This window comes from Vibrio nigripulchritudo (genome assembly GCF_027924785.1).
Taxonomy (GTDB): domain Bacteria; phylum Pseudomonadota; class Gammaproteobacteria; order Enterobacterales; family Vibrionaceae; genus Vibrio; species Vibrio nigripulchritudo.
The window spans coordinates 653,738-676,180 of sequence record NZ_AP027050.1 but is presented as its reverse complement, the minus strand read 5'-3'; the positions used below and the strand labels follow the sequence as shown (position 1 = coordinate 676,180).

Sequence of the window (22,443 nt, the reverse complement as noted above, 5' to 3'; positions counted from 1 at the left end):
GATGATTTCATTACAAGGAAAGCGCGTATTACTGACCGGGGCATTAGGCACATTAGGTCAGGCTCAGACGGAGCAATTAGCAAAACTTGGCGCGCACGTATTGGCTCTTGATTTGCCCGATCTTGTCGATGCTCATTCGAATACAAATCCCAATGTAACGCTTGTTCCCTGTGATTTGAGCCAGATGAAAGAATCCCGGCAGATCGTTTCGGATTGCATCGCTAAACAGGGTGGCGTGGACATCTTGATCAACAATGCCGCTTTGATCATCAATCGCCCTTTTGAAGAGTTCTCTCTTGAAGAATATGAAAGCCAGATCCGAGTCAACTCTTCCGCAGCCTTTGCTTTGCTCTCCAGTGTAACTCCTCATATGAAAGCCAACCGTTGGGGAAGAATCATCAATTTCACCTCAATTACCTTAAATGGCCAGGTTGAAGGTTATGTGCCGTATGTGGCATCCAAAGGGGCGTTACTTGGGCTAACCAAGTCTCTCGCTCGGGAGTTGGGCGAGTTTGGTATTACAGTTAACGCCGTTGCACCCGGTGCCATTGTCTCGGATGCAGAAAAGCGCGTTTTTGGTCATAAAGCTCAGGAATACAGTGACTGGGTACTGGACAGGCAGTGCCTAAAGGTGCGTATTCAACCGGAATCTGTCGCACATTTGGTCGCTTTTTTATGTTCTGACTGCGCTAGTATGATTACTGGTCAAAATATAGGCATAGACGGTGGATGGTCCTGATGGAATATTTGGAAAATGAGTTCCTGCGAATAGAGTTTTCAGCTCAGCATGGTGCTGCAATCACCAAAGGTGAGGCAAAGGTGAATGGGCAGTGGGTACCATTTCTGTATTCCGACCAGTCCCAAAGTGGCAAAATCAATGCTAATGGCATGTATGTGTTAGCTCCCTTCTCGAACCGAATATCAAAAGGCGGTTTTGAGTTTGAAGGCGTTAAACACCCAATCAACAGAAACGTAGAAGCCGAAACTTACCCCCTTCACGGAAATGCCTGGCAATCCGAATGGGACATGGTGTCGCAAAGCGAGTCTGAAATTCTATATCGCTTAGAAAACGCGTCTTTTCCTCCTTTTGATTATAACGCTGAACTCAAATATTCGATCCAAGACAATACCCTTCACTGCGAACTTAAGGTGACCAACAGAGGCAGTAACCCTTTGCCATTTGGAATGGGGTTTCACCCGTGGTTTTATCGGCATGAAGGAACAGAAGTCTATTTTGAGGCACTGGGAATATGGATGGAGGACGAAGAGCACCTGCCCACCAAACACCTGAGCTTGGTTGAAGCCGCTAACTGGAGTTTTAATGAGTTCCGAGCAATGCCAGAACACCTAATCAATAATGCATACACCGAATGGAATGGCATAGCGACCATTGTGCAACCGGAAGATGGGCTTTCGATTCGGGTGACGGGGTCAGATCTGTTGTCTTACCTTATTCTTTATTCCCCTGATCAGCACGCCGAGTTTTTGTGTTTAGAACCCGTAAGCCATCCGGTGGATGCACATAATCAGCGAAGCATGCCGGGGCTGGTGACCTTATCGAATGGAGAAAGTATTTCGGCGGAAATGTCGATTCGCTTGTCGCCGATAAAGTAAAGCCTGAGCATTGGCTCAGGCTTTCGCAACTTGTGATTTTGGTTATCGCGCTAACCAGCCACCATCGACTGCCAGTGTGTAACCATTCACGTAATCCGATGCTGGCGATGCCAGGAATACAGCAGGACCTGCAATGTCTTTCGGCAAACCCCAACGTTGAGCAGGGATTCGATCCAATATTTCCTGATTTCTTTCCTTATCTGCGCGCAATGCCGCCGTGTTGTTGGTCGCCATATAACCCGGAGCGATAGCATTTACATTGATGCCTTGCGACGCCCATTCATTAGCAAGAAGCTTGGTCACTCCCATTACCGCACTTTTCGATGCTGTGTAAGAAGGTACGCGAATGCCACCCTGGAAAGATAGCATCGAGGCGATGTTGATGATCTTTCCGCCTTCGCCCTGAGCAATAAATTGCTTGGCAACTGCCTGAGACATAAAGAAAACACTCTTGATGTTGAGGTTCATTACGTCATCCCAGTCTTTTTCTGAAAACTCAAGCGCATCGTCACGACGAATAATGCCTGCGTTATTCACCAGAATATCAATACGACCTGCCATGCTGGTGGCTTTGTCTACCACCTGAGCAATCACGTCGCTGTTGCTAAGGTCTGCGATGATTGAGTAGAAGTTCTGACCCGCCGCTTCAACCAGTGCGGGAGTATCTTCTGGATCGGAGTAGTTAACGCCAACTATGTCACAGCCTGCCTGCGCCAGTGCAACTGCCATACCTTGTCCCAAACCTGTATTACAGCCAGTGACGAGAGCAACTTTTCCTTTCAGGTTAAAGGTATCTAACACCATGTTCTTCTTCCTATTGTTGTAATTATCCGTTTCTTGAGCGTTCTCAAACAAAGAAAAGAAACTTCAATTTGTTTATATTGAAACATTGTTTCACTTAAATTTTAAGGCAAAAAATTTTTATGTAACGGATATGTGATTAAACTCTTAATTCTTCGATTTGTAGTGTGTCGTGCTGACATCTCTTAATCGCTGTGCAGCCTGCTCTGGAGTGAGATCGCGCTGGCTTTCTGCCATCATCTCGTAGCCCACCATGAATTTTCTGACGGTAGCGCTACGTAGTAGTGGCGGGTAAAACGATGCATGAACTTGCCAGTGTTCGGGGTTCTCTTCCTTCTCTAGCGCACTGTGCCAGCCCATCGAATATGGGAATGAGCAGTTAAAGAGATTATCGTAACGAGTGGTCAGTTCTTTAATGGCAATCGCTAGATCGGCTTTTTGCTCGGCATTGAGATCCGTCAGCCTTGGGGCATGAGCTTTAGGCAATAGAATGGTTTCAAATGGCCATGCTGCCCAATAAGGGACGAGCGCGACCCAGTGTTCGGTTTCCACCACAATACGATCTTTTACCGCCAGTTCACGCTGGACATAATCCACCAGCATGGTTGACTCATGTTGAGCGAGGTATTCCCGCTGAGACTTGTCCTTTTTGGCAACAAGCGTAGGAACAAAACTGTTTGCCCAGACCTGACCATGCGGATGAGGCTGCGAACACCCCATGGTTGCCCCTTTGTTTTCAAACACCTGAACCCATGGGTAAGTTTTCCCGAGCTCCTGAATCTGTTCTACCCAGGTATCGATCACTTTCTCTATTGCCTGAGTATCAAGCTCTGGCAGTGTTTTGCTGTGATCCGGAGAAAAGCAAATCACTCGGCTCTCACCTGTTGCGCTTTCCAACTTGAACAGAGGATCGTCACCAGAGCCTGCTGCTGGCACACTTTCTGTGAGCGCCGCAAAGTCATTTTTGAATACGTAGGTACCTGAATAATCGGGATTCACATCTCCGCTGATCCGCGTGTTCGAAGGGCAAAGAAAACACTCTGGCTCGTAAGATGGTAAAGCCTGCTCATCGTTCGTTTCCTGTTGCCCTTGCCACGGTCTTTTGGCGCGGTGCGGCGACACCAGTACCCACTCTTCCGTCAGCGGATTGTATCGACGATGCGGATGTTCTGTGGCATCAAATATTTCAGATAACATGTCATTCATTACTGCTTATCCATTACTCTGGTCTATGGAAGACTAGGTTGATGCCATGTCTGACATCAGCCGCGTTAAACTGGGGTAGAACTGGCGCTCTGAGAACGTCTTGTCCCCTTTGAGCAAGCTCTCTCGTGGCGTGTTTTTGAAGCGACAAAAGAACACTTGTTTACCAGAAGACTGGGAGAACTCCGCAAGCATGCGCACCCCCAGATGATCAATAAAGTTGATGCCACGCCCTAAAATGATGATGTTAGGTGTGTCGATACTTTGTAGCTCGCTGTGCAGATGCTGAACACTGCCAAAGAAGATTGAACCGTTGATCCGAACCACCTGAACTTTCCCGTTAAGCCTTTTGTCCATCGCCAGTTCTTCGCAATCCAGATGATCCACTACCGGCCTAGACGTACGGCGCAAATAAAAAAACAGGGAAATAGCCACACCCACATAAATCGAAAGTTCTAAGTGCAAAGTCAGTGCCGCAATGCAGGTCGAAGCCAGCACGATGGCTTCTTTTCTGTCGTGTCGAATCACATCGAGAATATGAGGTACATCGATCAGGTTAAACGCGACAACCAGCAGGATGCCCGCCATTCCAGCAATAGGGATGTACGCGGCATATTTAGCGAAAAACAACATGATGACCGCAAGAAAAATGGCGGCAAAAACTGCTGCTAACGGGGTCTTGGCTCCGCTCGCATAGTTCACACCACTGCGGGTGAAAGAGCCGGAGGACACGTAACAGGAGAAAAACGAACCCGCGATGTTTGATAACCCCTGCCCGATAAACTCTTTATTGCTGTCGATGTTCTGCTTGGATTTTAAGGCGACTGAACGGGCTATGGAGATGGCTTCGACCAACCCGAGTAGAGCCACGGCAACAACCCCACTGATCATAGAATCATAGGGAAAGGCTGAAACATCAGGAACAGAAAATGGAGGTAGACCGCCAGAGACTTCACCCACTAATGAAATATCAAACCCAGCACCATTCATGCTGAAAGCCAGTGCCATTGAAACCATCATGGCGATCAGCATATAAGGCAATCGCGGCGAAAGGTCTTTGATCACGATACAAGTCAAAATGGTCACTACACCAATCAAGAGTGGTGCGATATGAAAGTCATTCAGGTGTTGCCAACCTAATACAAGGTTGTCTACAGCGGTTGCACCGGATGGGTAGTTCAAACCCAGCATATGCTTGATCTGGCTGGCGCTAATAACGATCGCAGCACCCGCAGTAAAGCCCAGTACCACGGAATGAGACACAAAGTTAACCACCGCCCCAAACCGAAGAAGCCCTAATACCAGCTGAACAATGCCTGCAAACAAGGTGAGAGAAATCGCGAGTTGTATATAGAGATCGCTGCCTGGCGCTGCAAACTGACTGACCGTTGTAAAAACGATAACTGATAAAGCAGCAGTGGGACCCGAAATTAAATGATGAGATGAACCGAATAGCGCGGCAACCACAGCCGGGATGATTGCCGTGTACAAACCGTATTCAGGTGGCAGACCAGCAATCATGGCGTACGCCACACCTTGTGGAAGAACAATGATGGCACCCGTTAGCCCTGCCAGTAGATCGGCTTTTAAAGTCGACGCACTGATGCTTTTCCCCCAGGAGATAAAAGAGAAAAAGCTCTTAGCTGCTAGGCGCTGTTTTTTCATTGAAGACGCTCCGATTCACTCAACCACTTACTGACTGATTTGACGCCATTATACGAATAAAAAACGCACCAACAACATTTTTAAAAAGCCGTTTCATTTATTTTTATGGTTAAATTGAAATTATGTGACAGGGATTATAAAACAGCATTTCAAAAATTTATCAATAATCATCTCAGTGATAGAGTGAAGCTCATCAAGGGTAACGTCCCTGCCTTTAGTCATAAGAGAGAACAAACAATGGAAGTACGCCAAGCTATTCACAGCGAGCATGCGAAAACGCTAGGAACAGAAGCACTTAGAGATGAGTTTCTGGTAGAGAACATCTTTGTTGCCGACCAACTGACGTTAACATACAGCCATATTGACCGAATCATTTTTGGTGGTGTGCAGCCAGTTGAAACCACAGTAGAACTAGACCCTGAACTGGGCGCTAAAATCGGCGTAGATTACTTTCTGCAACGAAGAGAACTTGGCTTAATCAACGTAGGTGGCGATGGTGTAATCGTGGTTGATGGCGAAGAATACAGCATCAATCATCAGGAAGCGCTGTACATTGGGCAGGGTGCAAAAGAGGTGACGTTCTCTAGCGTCGACTCAGCAAACCCAGCTAAGTTTTACTACAACTGTGCCCCTGCACACACGCATTACCCGAATAAGAAAATTACACTGGAAGAAGCCGCTCCGGTCACTTTAGGTGACGTAGCAACAAGCAACAAACGTACTATTTACAAATACATTGTTCCTGATGTATTGCCAACGTGTCAGCTACTGATGGGGCTGACCAAGCTGGAAGATGGCAGCCTTTGGAACACCATGCCGTGCCACACACACGATCGCAGAATGGAAGTGTATTTCTACTTCAACATGGATAAAGACGCAGCCGTATTCCACTTTATGGGTGAACCTCAGGAGACTCGTCACTTGCTGATTCACAATGAGCAGGCAGTGATCTCACCAAGCTGGTCGATTCACTCTGGTGTAGGTACTCAGGCGTACACCTTTATCTGGGGTATGGTTGGCGAAAACCAAACCTTTACCGACATGGATCACATTCCTGTCGAAGACCTAAGATAAGCTAAGGTCTTATTTTCTGCCTGACCCAATCCCCCCGTAAAGGTCAGGCAGAGCTATCAACACTGTAGCTTCAATTATTCCCTGGGGGTGCGATGTGTTTATCGTTATTTAGCTTATCGGCACTCAACATAAGTTCGAGTACCAATAACTGGTATTTATCAAGAGTACTCTCATATTCCAACTCAGAGCGAAGTGACTCGTATAAGGCAGCTCGACGAACCTTCATTTCTTCATTTGAAAACGAGCCTAATGTGTTGACCTGCTTAATTTCATCAATACTCATATCGTAGAAATCAATTTTTTCATTTATTTGATCTAATAGGACTTGATACCGTCGGTTGTGAGCACGCCATTCTGCTTCTACAAGTTTATTTCTCATTAATTGAAGGCGCGCACGATTGGTCACCATTTTTTCTACCAAGGAGACTTTTAAGTCCATTATTGGTAGCGAATCCTGAATCTCAAGCCCTCTCTCTGACACAAAGTGCCTGCCCACAGAGACCAGAACCAACAGTAATACAGCATAGATAGCAATGATTTTATACAAAAGAGGAAGGCTACTACCCCGATAACGATATGACCTCGTTACAATGCCTCGTTGCCTTTTGTCTTTTAGTTTATTCGTCCTAACGACTATTTCATTATCACTACCGACAACATCCTTGTTTAAGTTACACATATTGTCACCCAGTAAACCGATCGTTCAGGAGGACATTAGCCAACAACTTACAACACCTTTGTCCACACTATAACTATGGAAATACCATACTAGCACAACTATTCCGTGCTGCTTAAACACCTCTATCGCAAAGAACAACCATTGTGAACAAATCCACATTTCTGACTAAGACAACTCCATTCTGGCTTAGTCGCCAACCTTACTGAGTGAGAAAGGCTTGTCTGTTACGGGTTATCTCTCAGGGTATTAAGAGTCGCTGTAATATATTAAATTCTAATGTTTCAACGCTTAACAAACTATGCTTCGTTGTAATAGCAATAATGTTAGACCGTATATTTTAGGTGCATTACACAACTGAGCATTACTGTGAAAAAGCTACCTTGTAGGCACATGGAAACCACGATTAAAGAACAATCAAAACAAATGAATCTTCTAAACTAGATATTGAAGCCAGTACAAAAATTAATGGATAGACAAGAGTAAATATAAAAGTTAATCTAAAAATTTTATAGAATAAAAGCCTGTAACAAATACATTTAAATATAGATTAAACAGTTACACAAAAAGCTCATAACAAAATAAAATAAGCTAAAAAACTTAGCAATAGAAATCAGAGAATCATAATTAAAACGCAATTTCAATATATTTCTTAATTTAATTATTTCACTTATATTACAGAAACAACGATATAGCCTTTATTTTTAACAAAATAAAATAAATCAAAAATATTTTACAACTCATTGTTATTAAACAACTAATAACAAAAAACACATTCAAGCCCCTTAATCAGAAAAATATCTAACCACTTATTTTATAAGGTTTTTAATAAATACTAAACGGCATGTTATATAGGTGCACTTTTGACATATTTATAATCCAAGTGATAGCATTTTACAAAATATGAATAATTACAAAAAATCACACTTTCTTACACCAAATTTTTAAGGAGAGATTTGAGAAAAGAATTTACTTCAGTTAATAACATTTCAAACAAACGTTTATATTTAAATTATTTTTTCACCTATAGATTATGTATTTCAAAGTTGACTGGCTTCTTATTCGATAACATCGAATATTTAGTTACTTATTACGCATATATAAAAGTCAACAGTAGATTTACGAGGAGTTCTTATGGGCGCACTTAAGTTATTCATACCACTTGTAATCATTATATTAGTTGGCTGTGACGCAGAGTCAGAAACAAAAACAGTGTCTTCAAATGGCACTATTGTGTCAGATCAGAATAATAATTCATCACAATCTCAGGAAATCAAAACCGTTCAACCAGAAGAAAATGCAACATCCGTTGACGGTAACGAAACATCTAACACCAACAAGCATGAATCGAAACCACACCAAAAGGTCCCCAGTTCTGGTACTTCTGATGAAAGCGAAACTGAGTCAAACAATGAAGTAGAAGAACCCGAAATAGATCATTCTCCCAACACCACCATAAGTGTCCATAAAACCGACAATACCGCAGATGACTCCGCTGAAAGCGAGTCCGAATCCAGCATTGATATTGATGCACCCGATATAAGTCCCCCCCATGCTGAAACCAGTAATGACACAAACGATGCAAATAACTCCTCTACCCAATCCGAAACTACCGAAAATAAAGAGCAAGTTGAAGCCGAATCCACTGAATCGACTAGCAAAAATACTTCCTCGGAAACTACCAGTTCAGAGCAGGCCACCAGCGAGCAAGTGACTGCTGAGACTCAATCAAGCGTTGAGAATACAGAACAAACTTCGAGTCAATCGGAAGCAAAAGACAATACTGAGCAAGCTACTTCCGAACCCACTGAGACAACCATTACTGACAGTGCCTCTGAATCACACAATTCAGAGCAAGTTACTAACGTTCAGGTGACTACTGAGACTCAAGCAAGCATTGAGAATACAGAACAAACTTCGAGTCAATCGGAAGCAAAAGACAATACTGAGCGAGTTACTTCCGAACCCACTGAGACGAACAGTACTGACAGCACTTCTGAATCAACCAGTTCGGAGCAAACCACAAGCGAGCAGGTAGCTACTGAGACTCAAGTAAACATTGAGAATTCAGAACAAACTTCGACTCAATCGGAAGCTACAGATAGTACCGAGCAAACTACTTCCGAACCCACTGAGACGACCAGTACTGACACCACTGCTGAATCAACCAGTTCAAAGCAAGCCACCAGTGAGGAAGTGACTACTGAGACTCAAGCAAACACTGAGAATGCAGAACAAACTTCAACTCAATCGGAAGCTAAAGACAATACTGAGCAAACTATTACCGAACCCGCTGAGACAACTAGTACTGACAGTACTTCTGAATCAACCAGTTCAGAGCAAACCACTGGCGAGCTGGTGACCGCTGAGGTTCAATCAAGCCTTGAGAATACAGAACAAACTTCGGCTCACGCAGAAGCTACAGATAACACTGTGCAAACTGCTACCGAATCTGCTGACACTAACGTTGCTGATAACACCTCTGAATCAACTAGTTCGGAGCAAAACACCAGCGAGCAAGTGACTACTGAAACTCAAGCAAGCATTGAGAATACAGATCAAACTTCGACTCAATCGGAAGCTATAGATAGTACCGAGCAAGCTACTACCGAATCCGCTGACACTAACGTTGCTGATACCACCTCTGAATCAACCAGTTCGGAGCAAACTACCAGCAAGAAAGTGACTGCTGAGACTCAATCAAGCGTTGAGAATACAGAACAAATCTCAATTCAATCAGAAACCACGGATAACACTGCGCAAACTGCTACCGAATCCGCTGACACTAACGTTGCTGATAGCACCTCTGAATCAACCAGTTCGGAGCAAACCACCAGCGAGCAAGTGACTACTGAGACTAAATCAAGTATTGAGAATACAGAACAGACTTCGACTCAATCAGAAACAGCAGATAACACTGAGCAAGCTACTACCGAATCCACTGATACAACCAGTACTGACAGCACCTCTGAATCAAACAATTCAGAGCAAACCACTAGCGAGCAAGTGACTACTGAGACTGAATCAGACACTTCTGAAGAATCCATTTATGCGTATGACGATAAAACTACGTTATACAATTTGTCCCTAAGCTCTGATATGGACACGGTTCCCGAAAGCCACTCGATTCAATTAAGCCCTAGAGGCATTCATGGAGACGGTTCAAGTTCGTCTCTGATTGGCAAACCTTTGGTATGGCATGTTAGTGATAGTTACGTTGCCAGCGTAAATGAGTCTGGAGAACTAACCGGACATGCAAGAGGAACCACTACTGTATCGTTTACCATTGATGGCTTAACGAGCAACGCCATTACTATTACCGTCACTACGGGTCTTCTACCATGTGGAGGACAAATCAATGATACGGATATGTACAATGCTGGTGGATACTGCCTTAAAGTCATAGAAGGTTATTCCGGTGAAGCGGTTAATAAGTTGTTTACAGCAACACCAAGTCTTGAGGTGATGGATAAACTAGGTTACAAGTTAGATGACTCACGATACAACTACGGTCGTTCTTATGGCGCTACTTATCGGGAAACTCGTATAGATGGGGAATTTGCTCGCTTTAGATACGATGGTTGGGGCTGGCAAGATAACCCAGAAAGCGCTGACTTTGGTCGCTATGGGCAATTAGATCGATACTGCGAAGAACTTGGAACACTAAAATTCTTGGGGCGCACTAATTGGAAAAGACCAACAAGATACGAGTTGTACAGCCTGGTTTACTCACTGGGAGATCTTACGGCAAACTTTGGTTGGCCAGCTTACTACGAGTATTGGACTAACCATCCCGCTAAAGGCAGCAGGTTTTACTCTGTAGATTTAGTCAACAACATTACCAAGTCTCATTCTACTGGTCTAAAAAATTACGCATCTTGTGTTTCCTACAATGACTAAAGCGAGAATATGCTACGTGAGTAAATAAACTGATCTCACAACCTTTTAAGCCAGCAGGATAACTGCTGGCTTTTGTGTTTCCTACGGTTTCAACATTGCCGATTTTATAGTTTGTTGTCTCTGCCTAGATATATTGTTGGTAACAGCAAATCTTTGACATTAACTTGTAAGATCAAGCTCCAGCCACAGCCTGTCTTTGTGTTGAATACCATTCTCGAAAATAGGTTCCGGGTAATGCTCAAGAAAATAATCGCGCTCAACTCGGATCACCCGAAAACCAGCACGTTGGTAAAACGTCAGTTGATGCCCAAATGTTCCGGTTCCTAAACTCACCTTCTTAAAACCTTCCTTTTTCAATTCCTCGATAGTGAAATTCAGTAACTGGCTTCCCAGCTTTCTACCTTGTTGCGATGGCCAAACCGCGATGTTCATTAGTTCACATTCTGGTTCGCTAGTTGGTTTACATGCGCAAGCAGCCAGCACCGAGTCGTTTTCAGTCACCGCAAAACAGTGAGCCTGATGCAGGTACTGCTCTATTGCACTGGTATCGGGGTCGGCTTCAAGAAGAAGTTCAATCGGAATGGAGGTCAAGGCTATTCGGGTGAATTTGATCATGAGAGTACGCTTCCAGGCAATGTATTAAACTTCTTTCTTTTACAGTGGCATACATACTAGAGGCAGACCGAAAAAATATCACTCTAAATACAAAATCAGATTCATATATGTAGACTAATACACTTTTGAAATGACTCTATGATAAAACTTTTCATTACGTTTACTTTCGTCCTGTTTAGCACGCAAGTAGTAACCAAGGAAAATGACTTGCTCAACAAAACAACATACAAACTAACACCTGAAGTAAAAGGAGTCTTATTGTTAGAAGGTAATCCAATCTCAGGCGTTGAAACTGAGCTTACGGTTGGTGCCATGAAAAAGATCCGCACTCACTCTACACGAACAGATGATGAGGGAAGATTCCATTTTCATGAGTTATCTGAAGACAAACTTCTTAGCCCCAGTATTTTTGATGAGCAACTTGTCAGCGTATCAATTGAGGCTGAACATCGGGGAAACAGTGTAAAAATATGGCGCACTGTTACCGCTGGCTATGATTTTAAACCTTTTATGCTCGACAACATGTCGCACCTGACCTGCGAGATCGAATCGGAGCTCAAGTATTTTGTCTTCTCCAGAGACTCCAGCGGCAACGGTGATTACGAAGTCCACAGCATTTGTGACTTAATTGGAAGCATAGAATCTGGCAAATATTAAAGTGTAGTATTGGTAACAAAAAGCTATTTATTACCAATACTCGCTTTTTCCATCAGGTAGCTAGATTAGCTCAGATTTAAAAAACTCTATAGTTCGATTCCATGCGAGCTCGGCTTCCTCTTTCGAATACCTTCCCGTGGAATCGTTGTGGAATCCATGCTGAGTTTCTTTGTAGATGTGTGCCTGATAGGTCGCATCTATCCGCTTTAGATCGTCTTCGTATTCTGGCCAGGTAGCGTTAACCCGTTTGTCATTTTCAGCAAACTGCAGCAACAGCTTAGCCCTGATGTTTTGACGAATGTCCTTCGCGGCTGGTGTCCCGTAGAAAGGCACTCCTGCTTCAAGACTATCGCCTAGTGTTGCAGCCAGCATATTGACGACGTAGCCGCCAAAACAGAACCCGACGGCGCCCAGCTTCCCTGAACTGTTCTTGTAGCTTTTCAGGAACTTCGCCGCAGCAATGAAGTCTTCTTCGATTTTGCCGCGCTCTAGCGATTTCTGCATCGCACGTCCTTCATCATCATTACCGGGGTATCCCCCTAATGGATGTAATGCATCTGGCGCGAACGCAATAAAACCAACTTTCGCCAACCTTCTCGCGACATCCTTTATGTACGGGTTAAGCCCTCGGTTTTCGTGAATAACCAGAACAACGGGCAATGGACCTGATTTGTTGGCAGGTTTCACCATGTACCCCCTGCCCTCCCCATGTCCTTGAGGCGATGCGAAGGTCACATATGTTGCTTTGATATCGGGATCGTTGAACGAAACTTGCTCGGCAAGTGCGTAGTTAGGAATTAAAGCGGACGTCAGTGCCGTCATGGTAAAACCGAGTGCAACTAATCCACCAAGACGAGACATAAATTCTCGGCGATCAATTAATCCATGGGCGTATTCGTCGTACCAGTCAAACGCTTCCTGCGGTATTGGTCTATCAGACATAGTCACTCCTTTTACTCTGCGTGTGGGGTCGTTGTTTATCACTGTATAAGACAGCTTATTCACATGACCTCATTACTATAGCCACCCTTGCAGGCGACGATGGTTATTTACAATTCTTTACGCAGAAGTTAGGAAATGAGTGCATTACTGAAGAAAGAAAAATGCACTCTGATGCTTATAGAAAATCGATTTGCCCAAGCATCCACACACCTAGAATAACGAAGACTCCACCCATGACTTTGTGCTGGTAGTGCCTGAACTTTTCGCTCTCTAAAAGTGGTTTGCCCAAGGTGCCCGCCAGTGCCACCAGCAGTAAATTAAACGTTAATCCGAGTATATTGAGCAGTAAGCCCAGAGCCATCATTTGCTCGCCCGAACTCGCCGCAATGTTGCCTGAAACAAACTGAGGCAGGAAAAGCACAAAGAACATCAGCGCTTTAGGATTTAGCAGGTTGCTTAATAGCGCTCGCTGGTAATAAGCGCTGGCAAGTTGATTCTGATTCGATGTCTCTGGGGTCAGTGCAGCAGAGGAGGTAAAACAATCTGCCCCCATTTTTAATAGATACACACCACCAACAACATTCAAAATCGTCAGGGCAATGGGGCTCATGGCGATGAGAGCTGATACACCAATCGCAGCCAGAATGGTCAAGATCACTCCAGACGTGGCATTGCCCAGGCTGGCGAACAATCCCACTTTTCGCCCATAGCTCATGCTTGAACTGGCAATGAGTAGCATGTCGGGACCGGGAATCAGAAGTAAAGCGAGTACCGCTGTCAGATAGACAGGAAGTATGGATAAATCGATCATGTTGAGATTTGGAACGGGAACAGGCGCGGAATTTTATATCAACCTGACCAATAATATCCATACTATGATTCAGCTAATTACACTCAAATAGCGTTAAGTGCTGAAAATGCCATCAGGTAACCGTGACACGATGGAGTTTTCTTGGTGCATCACCATAATCAATCACAGCATAATGCTGGGTGACTCGGTTATCCCAAATCGCCATAGCATTCTCCGCCCATTTATAACGCACCTGAAATTCAGGCTGCCTAGCAATGGCGAAGAGTTCATTAAGAAGTGTCTGACTCCTATCTGGTTCAAGTTCATTAAATTTTCGCGTGAATTGCTCGTTGATGTAGAGAGTTTCTATTCCGGTTTCGGGGTGATGCTGCACCACATTATGTATAACCGGAGGGTTGTCCTGAGATGTTTTCACGACCTCTTTATGCCAGTCCAGCTCAACAAGATCGGGATTGATGTCTTCAAATGCAACCAGAGAATGGGTTGCTGTCAGTGCTCTGAGTGAATCCTGCATATCACTGCTGAGAGATTCAAACACAGTAGTCATAGAACACCACATGGTGTCACCTCCAACAAGTGGCAAATGCTGGGCATGCAAAAGCGAACATTTGGAAGGATTACTACGCCACGTGAGATCCGTATGCCACAAACTTTCCAGTGGCGCGTTGCCGCGAGTGGTTTCAATCACACACACCTGTGGATGAGAAGGCACGTTAGGAAAGAATGGATGAATCGGTTCAAGCTCTCCAAAACGACTTGCAAGGAAAAGGTGCTGCTCCGGCGTGAGAGTCTGTTTTTCTATGAATACCACCTGATGAGCCAGAAATGCCTGATATAAGGCTTCAAAGTCTGAATCGGTACAATGCGCCAGGGAAAGCCCGTGAATGCGAGCGCCTATGTGAGGTGTGAGTGGTTCAATCTCGATCATGCTGATACGTATTTCCTGTTAGAATTATGGAGTGTTAAATCCAATAGACCGGATATCTGTGAATTTTCTTGAGCGATTAAATGTTTATTTTTACCACTCTGACCGTGAAAAAAAGTGGACAGAAGATCCCGCCCGTATTCTTGGCTGGAGCAGCGAACAAACGCAGTTTGCCAGATTTTCAGTGTTTGAGAAGTCACTCAACCTACGCGACAAGTCCATCCTAGATCTTGGGTGTGGCTATGGCGATCTGGTCCACTTTCTTAGAGTCAAACAACCCATCAAGCATTACACAGGTATCGACTTTCACAAGAGTTTTATCAAACAGGCGAAACTAAACGCCGATGATTCTATGCGGTTTCTACACGGTAACTTCGCGCAAATGCGCTTGCCTGTTCACGACATCACCATCGCTTCAGGTTCATTGAATTACCGCAGCAATAATAAGAATTATCTTCCCACTGTCATACGTGCAGGCTTTTATGCCAGCCGAGAAGCATTTGGTTTTAATTTACTGGACAGTGACTATTTCAGAGAAGACAAATTGCTGCAAGCGTATGACCCGAAAGAGGTTCTTTCGATATGTCGCAATTTGACGGACGACGTAGAAATCATCCGCGACTATATGGAAGAAGATTTCACCATCATCATGAAACCATCATGATGCCGCGCGAACACATGAACCGTATATGATCTGCCCTTTCCCTTTCTTTTTGGCTTGATACAGAAGCACATCGGCACGAGCGAGTGCATCCCTTGGGGAACTGTCTTCGCTAATGAAACAGACGCAACCACCTGAAAAGCTAATGGCTTCAGGAAGATTTAGCGTTTCTTTCTGTATCGAGTTGAAGGTCTCGTATAAGCGGGACATCACACCATCGACACTTTCTGTTCTTGTGTCTTTAAGCACCAGACAGAATTCATCCCCACCATGGCGAAAAGCAATATCATCGGATCGAAGGGTCTTTTCTATCGCTTTAGCCAGCAGGTGAAGCAACTTGTCACCCATCTGGTGACCATAGGTATCGTTGATGTATTTAAACCCATCGAGATCGAACAAGACGATACAGGAAGTAGCTTTGGACTCCTGATACTTTTCAAACAGTGTCTGGCTCATTTCGTCGAGCATTCTCCGGTTGTTCAGCCCGGTTAATGAATCGACATAAGCGATCTGATCCAGCTCCAGTAGCTTACTCACGTCTGAAAAAATCCAGATTCTTCCTTTCCCCACTCGCTTGTCTTCATACGGGGCGCTACGACGCATAAAGGTTCTCCCGTCGTTAAACTTAAGGAGATCCTGAGAATCTTCGTCTGAGTTATAGAGCCGGTTGACTTCTCTTAGGAACACCTCCGGCTCTTCGAGCTTTCCCAGAACAAACTGGAGCATTCGGTCATCATCTTTGGAATCGATTAATTTACTTGGGATTCCCCACATCTGTGCAAAGCGAGCATTGGAGTAAATCACTCCGCGATTACTATCTGTAATCAAAACACCATCTGGCATTGTGTTTAAGGCGGTTTTATATATGTTTGAATACATCGACACCTCACATATAAATAAGCTTTCCATAATAAACTTATCAATATAAATATAGACCGGATTTCAGTACTTCTTCATTTCATTTGTATTCGAATAGCGCGAATATGCGAAGTAGAACAAGAATGAGTGGATTTAAAGAAACGGAGAAGATGTGGAACGTCGAAACCGCTTATACCATAGCGAGAGAGCATTCCGCCAACATAAAAAAACCGGTGATTCATCACCGGTTTTAGACTTGTCAGGTGTGTGCTTCTACCCCACCTTTGCCAACTTTCGGTCAGCAGTCTCCTCTTCTGGAGATTCAGAGAAAATGTCAGCGACAGCGCTACGCTCCAGTTCCCCTTTCAGGTTACCTTCCTCATCGACTACTGGCAGAGAGTAATCGCAGCACATGGTGTCTGGCAGAACTTCTTCCAGTACCGCATCCGGAGATACCGCAGGCACTTCTTCGTATAACTCATCGCAAATTACCGTGCGGTCTTTCATCGCCGCGGCATCTTGCAACCCTTCTTTGGTGAGTACGCCCTGATAACCCTCTTCAGTGACATGGTAAGCGTACTCATTCTTAAGCTGCTTCATCTGTACCAATGCTTCTTCAATGGTTTTCGCCGATACGCGATAAGCTGGCGGCTGCATGACGGTTTCTACCGTTAGTGCACGCGCTCGATTTACATCTTTAACAAAGGCTTCGACATACTCGTCTGCGGGTTGAAGAAGAATTTCTTCTGGCGCACCAACCTGTACTAGCTGTCCATCTTTCAGAATCGCAATGCGATCCCCCAGCCTCAGCGCCTCATCGAGATCATGGGTGATAAAGACGATGGTTTTATGCAGCTTTTCCTGCAGCTCGATAAGCTGGTCCTGCATTTCACTACGAATCAACGGGTCGAGCGCCGAGAAGGCTTCATCCATCAATAGAATTTCTGCATCCGTACACAAGGCACGAGCAAGACCAACACGTTGTTGCTGACCACCTGAAAGCTGCGACGGATATTGGTTTTCATACCCTTTCAAGCCCACGGTTTCTAGCCACTCCATCGATTTGGCAACGCGTTGTTTTTTGTCGATACCCTGAACTTCCAAGCCATATGCCACGTTTTCAAGTACGGTTCTGTGAGGCAACAAACCGAAACGCTGGAATACCATGGACATTTTATGACGACGAAAATCTTCCAACCCTTTGGTATCCAGGCTCATTACGTCAATACCTTCGACAATGATTTTGCCTTTAGTCGGGTCAATCAACCGGTTGAAATGGCGAATGAGTGTAGACTTACCTGAACCGGACAACCCCATGATGACGAATATTTCGCCTTTGTTGATCTGAAGGTTGATATCTCGAAGTCCAACGGTGTGTCCGGTGTCTGCCAGAATGGACTCTTTTGAGTCACCATTTTCTACTCGTTCGATAACCGACATGGGTTTCGTACCGAATACTTTGGAAAGCTGGCTGATTTCAATGAGTGGCTTAGTCATGTTTAAGCCCTCCTAAATGAGCCTGAGTACGCTTTGCGTAAGCTTGAGAAGCGCGATCAAACAGAATCGCCAGTGCCACAATGGCAAAACCATTTAACAAGCCCAATGTGAAATATTGATTGGTGATGGATTTCAGAACTGGTTGACCTAACCCTTTCACACCGATCATAGATGCGATAACCACCATGGAAAGTGCCATCATGATGGTTTGGTTAATACCTGCCATTATTGTTGGCATCGCCAGCGGCAGCTGAACGCCCCACAACCTTTGCTTTTTACTGGCACCAAACGCCGTAGCGGCTTCAAGTACCTCTCGGTCTACCAATCGTATACCCAGGTTGGTCAGTCGAATAACAGGCGGAATCGCATAAATCACTACAGCAATCAGCCCCGGTATTTTGCCGATACCCAATAGCATCACTACTGGTATCAGGTAAACAAACGCAGGCATCGTCTGCATAATATCGAGCAATGGCGTCACCACCGACTGAACACGGTTTGAACGCGCCATGGCAATACCTATGGGAATGCCAATAACAATGGAAAGCAGCGTACAAACCGTAATGATACTCAGGGTTCGCATGGTGTTTTCCCACATGCCGAAGTAACCGATCAATAACAGGGAGACAAAGCACCCCAGAGTCAGCTTCCATGAACGACTGGCAAGGTAAACTAAGCCCGTACACACCGCGAGAACAATAAACCAAGGTGTTGAGATAAGGAGCTTTTCAAACCAGACGAGAAAGGTGAGGAGCGGGTCGAATATGGATTCGATTAAATCCCCATATTCACGAGAGAAATCTTTATACGCGCCATCCAATGTTTTTCGAATGGTTCTCAGATCGGCGCGATCCATTTCGGGGAAACTGGTTAACCAGCTACTGTCAGACATAATCAATCCTTTACCAACCGGGGCAATAAGACCCTCTCACTGCCCCGGTGTACTACTTTGTACGGTCTTGGCAATTTGCCAGACCAACTCTGCGCTATTAAAGCGCTTTTTCTACCTTGCTGATGACGTCTTTAGATACCCACTGATGCCAGATTTGCGGATACTCACTTAGGAAGTGCGCCATGGCTTCTTCGCTGTCAGCCTGGTTGTCTTCCATCCACGCCAGCAGTTTGTTCATGTCAGCATTGGTGAACCCACGCTTAGTGAAGTAGTCGTATGCCGCAGGAACGCGAGAGGCGAATTCTTCAGTTGTTACTGTATGTACTGGCGAAGGCGGGTACATGGTAGGTTTTGGATCTGCACACTCTTCTTGAGTAGTACAATTCACAAACTCATCAGTAATTACGCCACTGCCAAAGTCAACTTTGACCATTTCATACTTACCCAGAATCGCTGTTGGCGCCCAGTAGTAACCGAACCATGCCTGTTCACGCTCATAAGCCTTAGCAATAGAGCCAGATAGACCGGCGCCTGAACCTGGGTCCACAACGCTGAATCCAGACTTCTCTAGATCAAGTGCGTTGAAAAGGTTACCTGCCGAAATCTGACAGTTCCAACCAGCCGGGCAGCTATAAAATGCAGATGAATCTGGATCTTCTGGATGTTCAAACAACTTAGCGTGCTTTTTCACCCCTTCAATGGTTGCCATTTCGGGGTACTTTTTGACTAAGTAAGACGGCACCCAAAAGCCTTCTTCACCACCATTAACTAGGGCTTTGCCTGCATAACGCAATCGTCCTTCTTCAACACCTTTATCCAGTGCTGCTTTCAGGCTGTTACTCCAAAGCTCTGGAGCCACATCTGGCTGCCCTTTTTCAATCATTGAGGTTCCTGTTGGCATGGTATCGCCAGGAACGAGCTCGGCATCACATCCAAAACCGTGCTCCAGAATAAAGCGGTCAATATTGGCGATAAGACTTGCTGAGTTCCAGTTCATGTCAGCAATAGATACTTCGCCACACTCTTCAGCGCTTACGGTTGATGTACCGCCTAATGCCAATAATGCCAACGCGGTCAGTTTCAATTTCATCGAGCTTCCTTCCTCTTTATTAATTCACTCAAAATAAATTTATTTAGAGCACTAAGCATATCAACACGTAATACACCATTTGATTGTGCAACAGATGATCGTAAAACCCAGTGATGTCTGGCATCTTGTTGAGTCGATCTTCACTCCCATTGACAAATTGGTTAGTACTCTAAATATATACTTAAGTATAGTCAACGAATTCAAAGATCTAGAGATATAAAAAAACCAGTCCATTTCTGAGACTGGTTTTTGCTGTTTTAGTCACTAAAGTGGCATCAATATCACTGAGAAAGTGTTGGTCCCCAGCGCACTTCGTTCCCTTCTTCTGGCTTGGCGGGAACGTTTAAAGAAAGGATTCCAGATACCAGAGCCATTGCTGCCCCAACCATAAAGACGCTTGGTGGGGATACCAGCCACAGGAATCCAAATGAGACGGGAATAACCACGGCGGCTATGTGATTAATCGTAAATGCAACACCTGCTGTTGACGCCATATCCGCTGGGTCAGCAATTTTCTGGAAGTAGGTTTTTATCGCCAGAGCAAATGCAAAAAACAGGTGGTCAATGATGTACAACGCAGCCGCCCATTCGGCAGTTTCTACAAACGCATAACCCACAAACACACAAATCAAACCTGCGTATTCAAATATCAGGGCATTTCGCTCCCCGAAACGAGCAATCATCTGACCAATTTTCTTGGCAAACAGCCAGTTAAACGCATAGTTAACCAGGAACAGGAGGGTAATCTCTGCGGCAGTGTAGCCGAATTTCTCTACCATTAAGAACCCGGCAAATACCACAAAGATCTGTCTGCGCGCGCCGCTCATAAATGTCAGAGCGTAATACAACCAGTAACGCTTTCTTAAAACCAGAGACTTATTCTGCTGAGTATGAGATTCAAACTCAGGAAACGACATCATGATAAACGCGATAATGATTAATGCAGCTCCTCCTGCAAGTAGGTAAACCCACTTGTACTCCATCTCCATAAGCTCTAACACAACCCAAAGACCACCATAAGTGCAAAGCGCAGCCAAAGACCCTACCGAGATAAGTTTACCTAAGAATTCCGGCGCTTCTTCTTTGGTCAACCATTGCAGAGAAAGGGATTGTTTCAGCGTTTCGAAGTAATGAAAACCGACAGACATGAGTAATGTTGTGCACAACAGCCCGGCAAGAGAAGGAAAAAAGCCAGTGATCGCTGTCCCTGCAGCCAACATAATAAGAGAGAGAATAATAAACCGTTGCTCACGCAGGAAAAGCAGAATAAAGACGGCAGTAAACGCCAAAAAACCTGGGATCTCACGAACACTCTGCAACAGACCAATATCTGCTCCGGTGAAGTTTGCTTTTTCTATAACGAAGTTATTCAGCAATGCCTGCCAGCTTGAAAAAGCGATAGGCACAACGATTGATACAAGAATTAAAAAGTTATGAGGTGTTTTCCAAGTTCCTGACTTGTTGGAATTTGCTTTAGAATGATCCATATTCTGACCGGGCTACTTCATTGTTAGAGGATATGCTCAAGTAATTCGATGACTTGAGTAAGAGTGAGTATATACCCAAGCTTACTCAAAACACGTGTTTCAAGACACTATCTTCTGTTTACGCTCACGGAAAAGAGCGCTGAGAATGGTCAGTTGTTTCAAACAATCTGATTTTTCGTACCCTAATATTGAAAAAATCCTTGCCCCGATTTTCTGCCCAGAAGGTTTCCATCTACCATTTGTTTCAGCAGAGGACTTGGTCGGTATTTTGGGTCTCCAAATCCGTCGTAAAGCACATTCATGATATTCAGACAGGTATCCAATCCGATCAAATCAGCCAGAGAGAGTGGTCCCAACGGGTGAGCCGCACCTAGCGTCATTGATCTATCGATTTCCTGAGCCGATGCCAGTCCGTCATCGAGTGCGCTGATGGCTTCATTAATCATTGGTATTAATATGCGATTCACGATAAATCCTGGCTTGTCCGCCGATTTTACCGCCGTTTTTCCCAGATCTTTGATGAGTTGAATGATTGTCTCTGAAGTCCGCTCGGTTGTATGGATGCCGGATATAACTTCGACAAGCTCCATTTTCGGGACGGGATTCATAAAGTGCAATCCAATTACTTGATGAGGTCGTGTCGTCTTACTGGCTAAGCGGGTGATAGAAATTGATGAGGTGTTGCTGGCAAAGATAGTGTGGGGAGGGCAGATATGATCGAGTTGCTGAAGAAGAGCGTATTTTAAGTCTTCATCTTCAGCGATCGCTTCAATGATGACATCGCTATTTCGTACTTTATTGATGTCCTCATCAGACACAATTCGTCCGAGAATCAATTCCTTTGGCTCATCCAACTGACCTTTCTCTTCACTCCGGCGAAGATTTTGTTCTATCGATACTAAACCTTGCACCAGTGCTGCGGCATTTTGATCGTTCAACAACACGTTGAAGCCAGCCATAGCAAAAACCTGAGCTATACCCTGCCCCATTTGACCCGCACCGATCACGCTGACGGTTTTCATGCCCATAACTCCTCCTTAACTTCCATAGCTCTGGCTTAAATTCTGGATACTCG

20 protein-coding genes are annotated in these 22,443 nt (G+C 44.7%); 6 read left to right on the top strand and 14 right to left on the bottom strand.

Annotated features, from left to right (window positions below):
- The first annotated feature begins 1 nt into the window (after window position 1).
- Window positions 2–739, top strand: a complete 738-nt coding sequence (locus QMG91_RS21390; RefSeq protein ID WP_281832050.1) for an SDR family oxidoreductase — start codon at window positions 2–4, stop codon at window positions 737–739.
- The gene (locus QMG91_RS21385) at window positions 739–1,614 is read left to right on the top strand and encodes an aldose 1-epimerase (protein ID WP_281832048.1); all 876 of its coding nucleotides are present in this window, start codon (window positions 739–741) and stop codon (window positions 1,612–1,614) included. The genes QMG91_RS21390 and QMG91_RS21385 overlap by 1 nt, the downstream gene beginning before the upstream one ends.
- A gap of 42 nt (window positions 1,615–1,656) precedes the next feature.
- On the opposite strand, the gene kduD is transcribed toward QMG91_RS21385, so the two are convergent.
- The 3 genes from kduD to QMG91_RS21370 form a co-directional block, all read right to left on the bottom strand.
- Entirely contained in the window at window positions 1,657–2,418 is a 762-nt protein-coding gene (gene kduD, locus QMG91_RS21380) for a 2-dehydro-3-deoxy-D-gluconate 5-dehydrogenase KduD (protein WP_004402094.1), read from the bottom strand.
- Between the two features lie 144 nt (window positions 2,419–2,562).
- Window positions 2,563–3,612: a galactose-1-phosphate uridylyltransferase gene (gene galT, locus QMG91_RS21375; RefSeq protein ID WP_281832692.1), complete on the bottom strand. Its 1,050-nt coding sequence runs from the start codon at window positions 3,610–3,612 to the stop codon at window positions 2,563–2,565.
- 42 nt (window positions 3,613–3,654) lie between these two features.
- Entirely contained in the window at window positions 3,655–5,283 is a 1,629-nt protein-coding gene (locus QMG91_RS21370; RefSeq protein ID WP_281832047.1) for a SulP family inorganic anion transporter, read from the bottom strand.
- Window positions 5,284–5,520: 237 nt separating this feature from the next.
- Between QMG91_RS21370 and kduI the strand changes: the two genes are divergently transcribed.
- Window positions 5,521–6,357 (top strand): 5-dehydro-4-deoxy-D-glucuronate isomerase, encoded by an 837-nt coding sequence (kduI, locus tag QMG91_RS21365; protein WP_022589240.1) that lies wholly within the window; start codon window positions 5,521–5,523, stop codon window positions 6,355–6,357.
- Between the two features lie 70 nt (window positions 6,358–6,427).
- Here the strand turns inward: kduI and QMG91_RS21360 are convergent, their stop codons facing one another.
- Window positions 6,428–7,036: a hypothetical protein gene (locus QMG91_RS21360; RefSeq protein WP_281832045.1), complete on the bottom strand. Its 609-nt coding sequence runs from the start codon at window positions 7,034–7,036 to the stop codon at window positions 6,428–6,430.
- Window positions 7,037–8,266: 1,230 nt separating this feature from the next.
- On the opposite strand from QMG91_RS21360, the gene QMG91_RS21355 reads away from it, so the two are divergent.
- Window positions 8,267–10,933, top strand: a complete 2,667-nt coding sequence (locus tag QMG91_RS21355) for a hypothetical protein (protein ID WP_281870346.1) — start codon at window positions 8,267–8,269, stop codon at window positions 10,931–10,933.
- 159 nt (window positions 10,934–11,092) lie between these two features.
- Here QMG91_RS21355 and QMG91_RS21350 read toward each other — a convergent pair whose 3' ends face one another.
- Entirely contained in the window at window positions 11,093–11,548 is a 456-nt protein-coding gene (locus tag QMG91_RS21350) for a GNAT family N-acetyltransferase (RefSeq protein ID WP_281832041.1), read from the bottom strand.
- A 207-nt stretch (window positions 11,549–11,755) separates the two neighbouring features.
- On the opposite strand from QMG91_RS21350, the gene QMG91_RS21345 reads away from it, so the two are divergent.
- The gene (locus QMG91_RS21345; RefSeq protein ID WP_281832040.1) at window positions 11,756–12,205 is read left to right on the top strand and encodes a DUF6795 domain-containing protein; all 450 of its coding nucleotides are present in this window, start codon (window positions 11,756–11,758) and stop codon (window positions 12,203–12,205) included.
- A gap of 60 nt (window positions 12,206–12,265) precedes the next feature.
- Here QMG91_RS21345 and QMG91_RS21340 read toward each other — a convergent pair whose 3' ends face one another.
- From QMG91_RS21340 to QMG91_RS21330, 3 genes are all read right to left on the bottom strand, one after another.
- Complete coding sequence (locus QMG91_RS21340) at window positions 12,266–13,147, bottom strand: dienelactone hydrolase family protein (RefSeq protein ID WP_281832038.1); 882 nt, start codon at window positions 13,145–13,147, stop codon at window positions 12,266–12,268.
- A 175-nt stretch (window positions 13,148–13,322) separates the two neighbouring features.
- On the bottom strand, window positions 13,323–13,958 hold the full coding sequence (locus QMG91_RS21335) for a LysE family translocator (protein ID WP_022598739.1): 636 nt from the start codon (window positions 13,956–13,958) through the stop codon (window positions 13,323–13,325).
- Between the two features lie 112 nt (window positions 13,959–14,070).
- Complete coding sequence (locus QMG91_RS21330) at window positions 14,071–14,886, bottom strand: TauD/TfdA dioxygenase family protein (RefSeq protein ID WP_281832036.1); 816 nt, start codon at window positions 14,884–14,886, stop codon at window positions 14,071–14,073.
- Between the two features lie 31 nt (window positions 14,887–14,917).
- Between QMG91_RS21330 and QMG91_RS21325 the strand changes: the two genes are divergently transcribed.
- The gene (locus QMG91_RS21325) at window positions 14,918–15,547 is read left to right on the top strand and encodes a class I SAM-dependent methyltransferase (RefSeq protein ID WP_281832034.1); all 630 of its coding nucleotides are present in this window, start codon (window positions 14,918–14,920) and stop codon (window positions 15,545–15,547) included.
- Here the strand turns inward: QMG91_RS21325 and QMG91_RS21320 are convergent.
- The 6 genes from QMG91_RS21320 to QMG91_RS21295 all read right to left on the bottom strand — a co-directional run bounded on the left by QMG91_RS21320 (window position 15,542) and on the right by QMG91_RS21295 (window position 22,396).
- Window positions 15,542–16,423: a sensor domain-containing diguanylate cyclase gene (locus tag QMG91_RS21320; protein WP_004400286.1), complete on the bottom strand. Its 882-nt coding sequence runs from the start codon at window positions 16,421–16,423 to the stop codon at window positions 15,542–15,544. The two genes, QMG91_RS21325 and QMG91_RS21320, sit on opposite strands and share 6 nt — an antisense overlap.
- Before the next feature lie 252 nt (window positions 16,424–16,675).
- A complete protein-coding gene (locus QMG91_RS21315; protein WP_281832032.1) occupies window positions 16,676–17,899 on the bottom strand; it encodes a quaternary amine ABC transporter ATP-binding protein in 1,224 nt (407 codons plus the stop codon).
- Window positions 17,892–18,791 (bottom strand): ABC transporter permease, encoded by a 900-nt coding sequence (locus QMG91_RS21310; RefSeq protein ID WP_004400296.1) that lies wholly within the window; start codon window positions 18,789–18,791, stop codon window positions 17,892–17,894. Before QMG91_RS21310 ends, QMG91_RS21315 begins: the two co-directional genes overlap by 8 nt.
- A gap of 97 nt (window positions 18,792–18,888) precedes the next feature.
- Window positions 18,889–19,881, bottom strand: coding sequence for an ABC transporter substrate-binding protein (locus tag QMG91_RS21305; protein WP_281832030.1), 993 nt, complete (start codon window positions 19,879–19,881; stop codon window positions 18,889–18,891).
- Window positions 19,882–20,162: 281 nt separating this feature from the next.
- Entirely contained in the window at window positions 20,163–21,368 is a 1,206-nt protein-coding gene (locus QMG91_RS21300; RefSeq protein ID WP_281832028.1) for an MFS transporter, read from the bottom strand.
- Between the two features lie 182 nt (window positions 21,369–21,550).
- Entirely contained in the window at window positions 21,551–22,396 is an 846-nt protein-coding gene (locus QMG91_RS21295; RefSeq protein WP_281832026.1) for a 3-hydroxyacyl-CoA dehydrogenase family protein, read from the bottom strand.
- Between the last annotated feature and the right edge of the window lie 47 nt (window positions 22,397–22,443).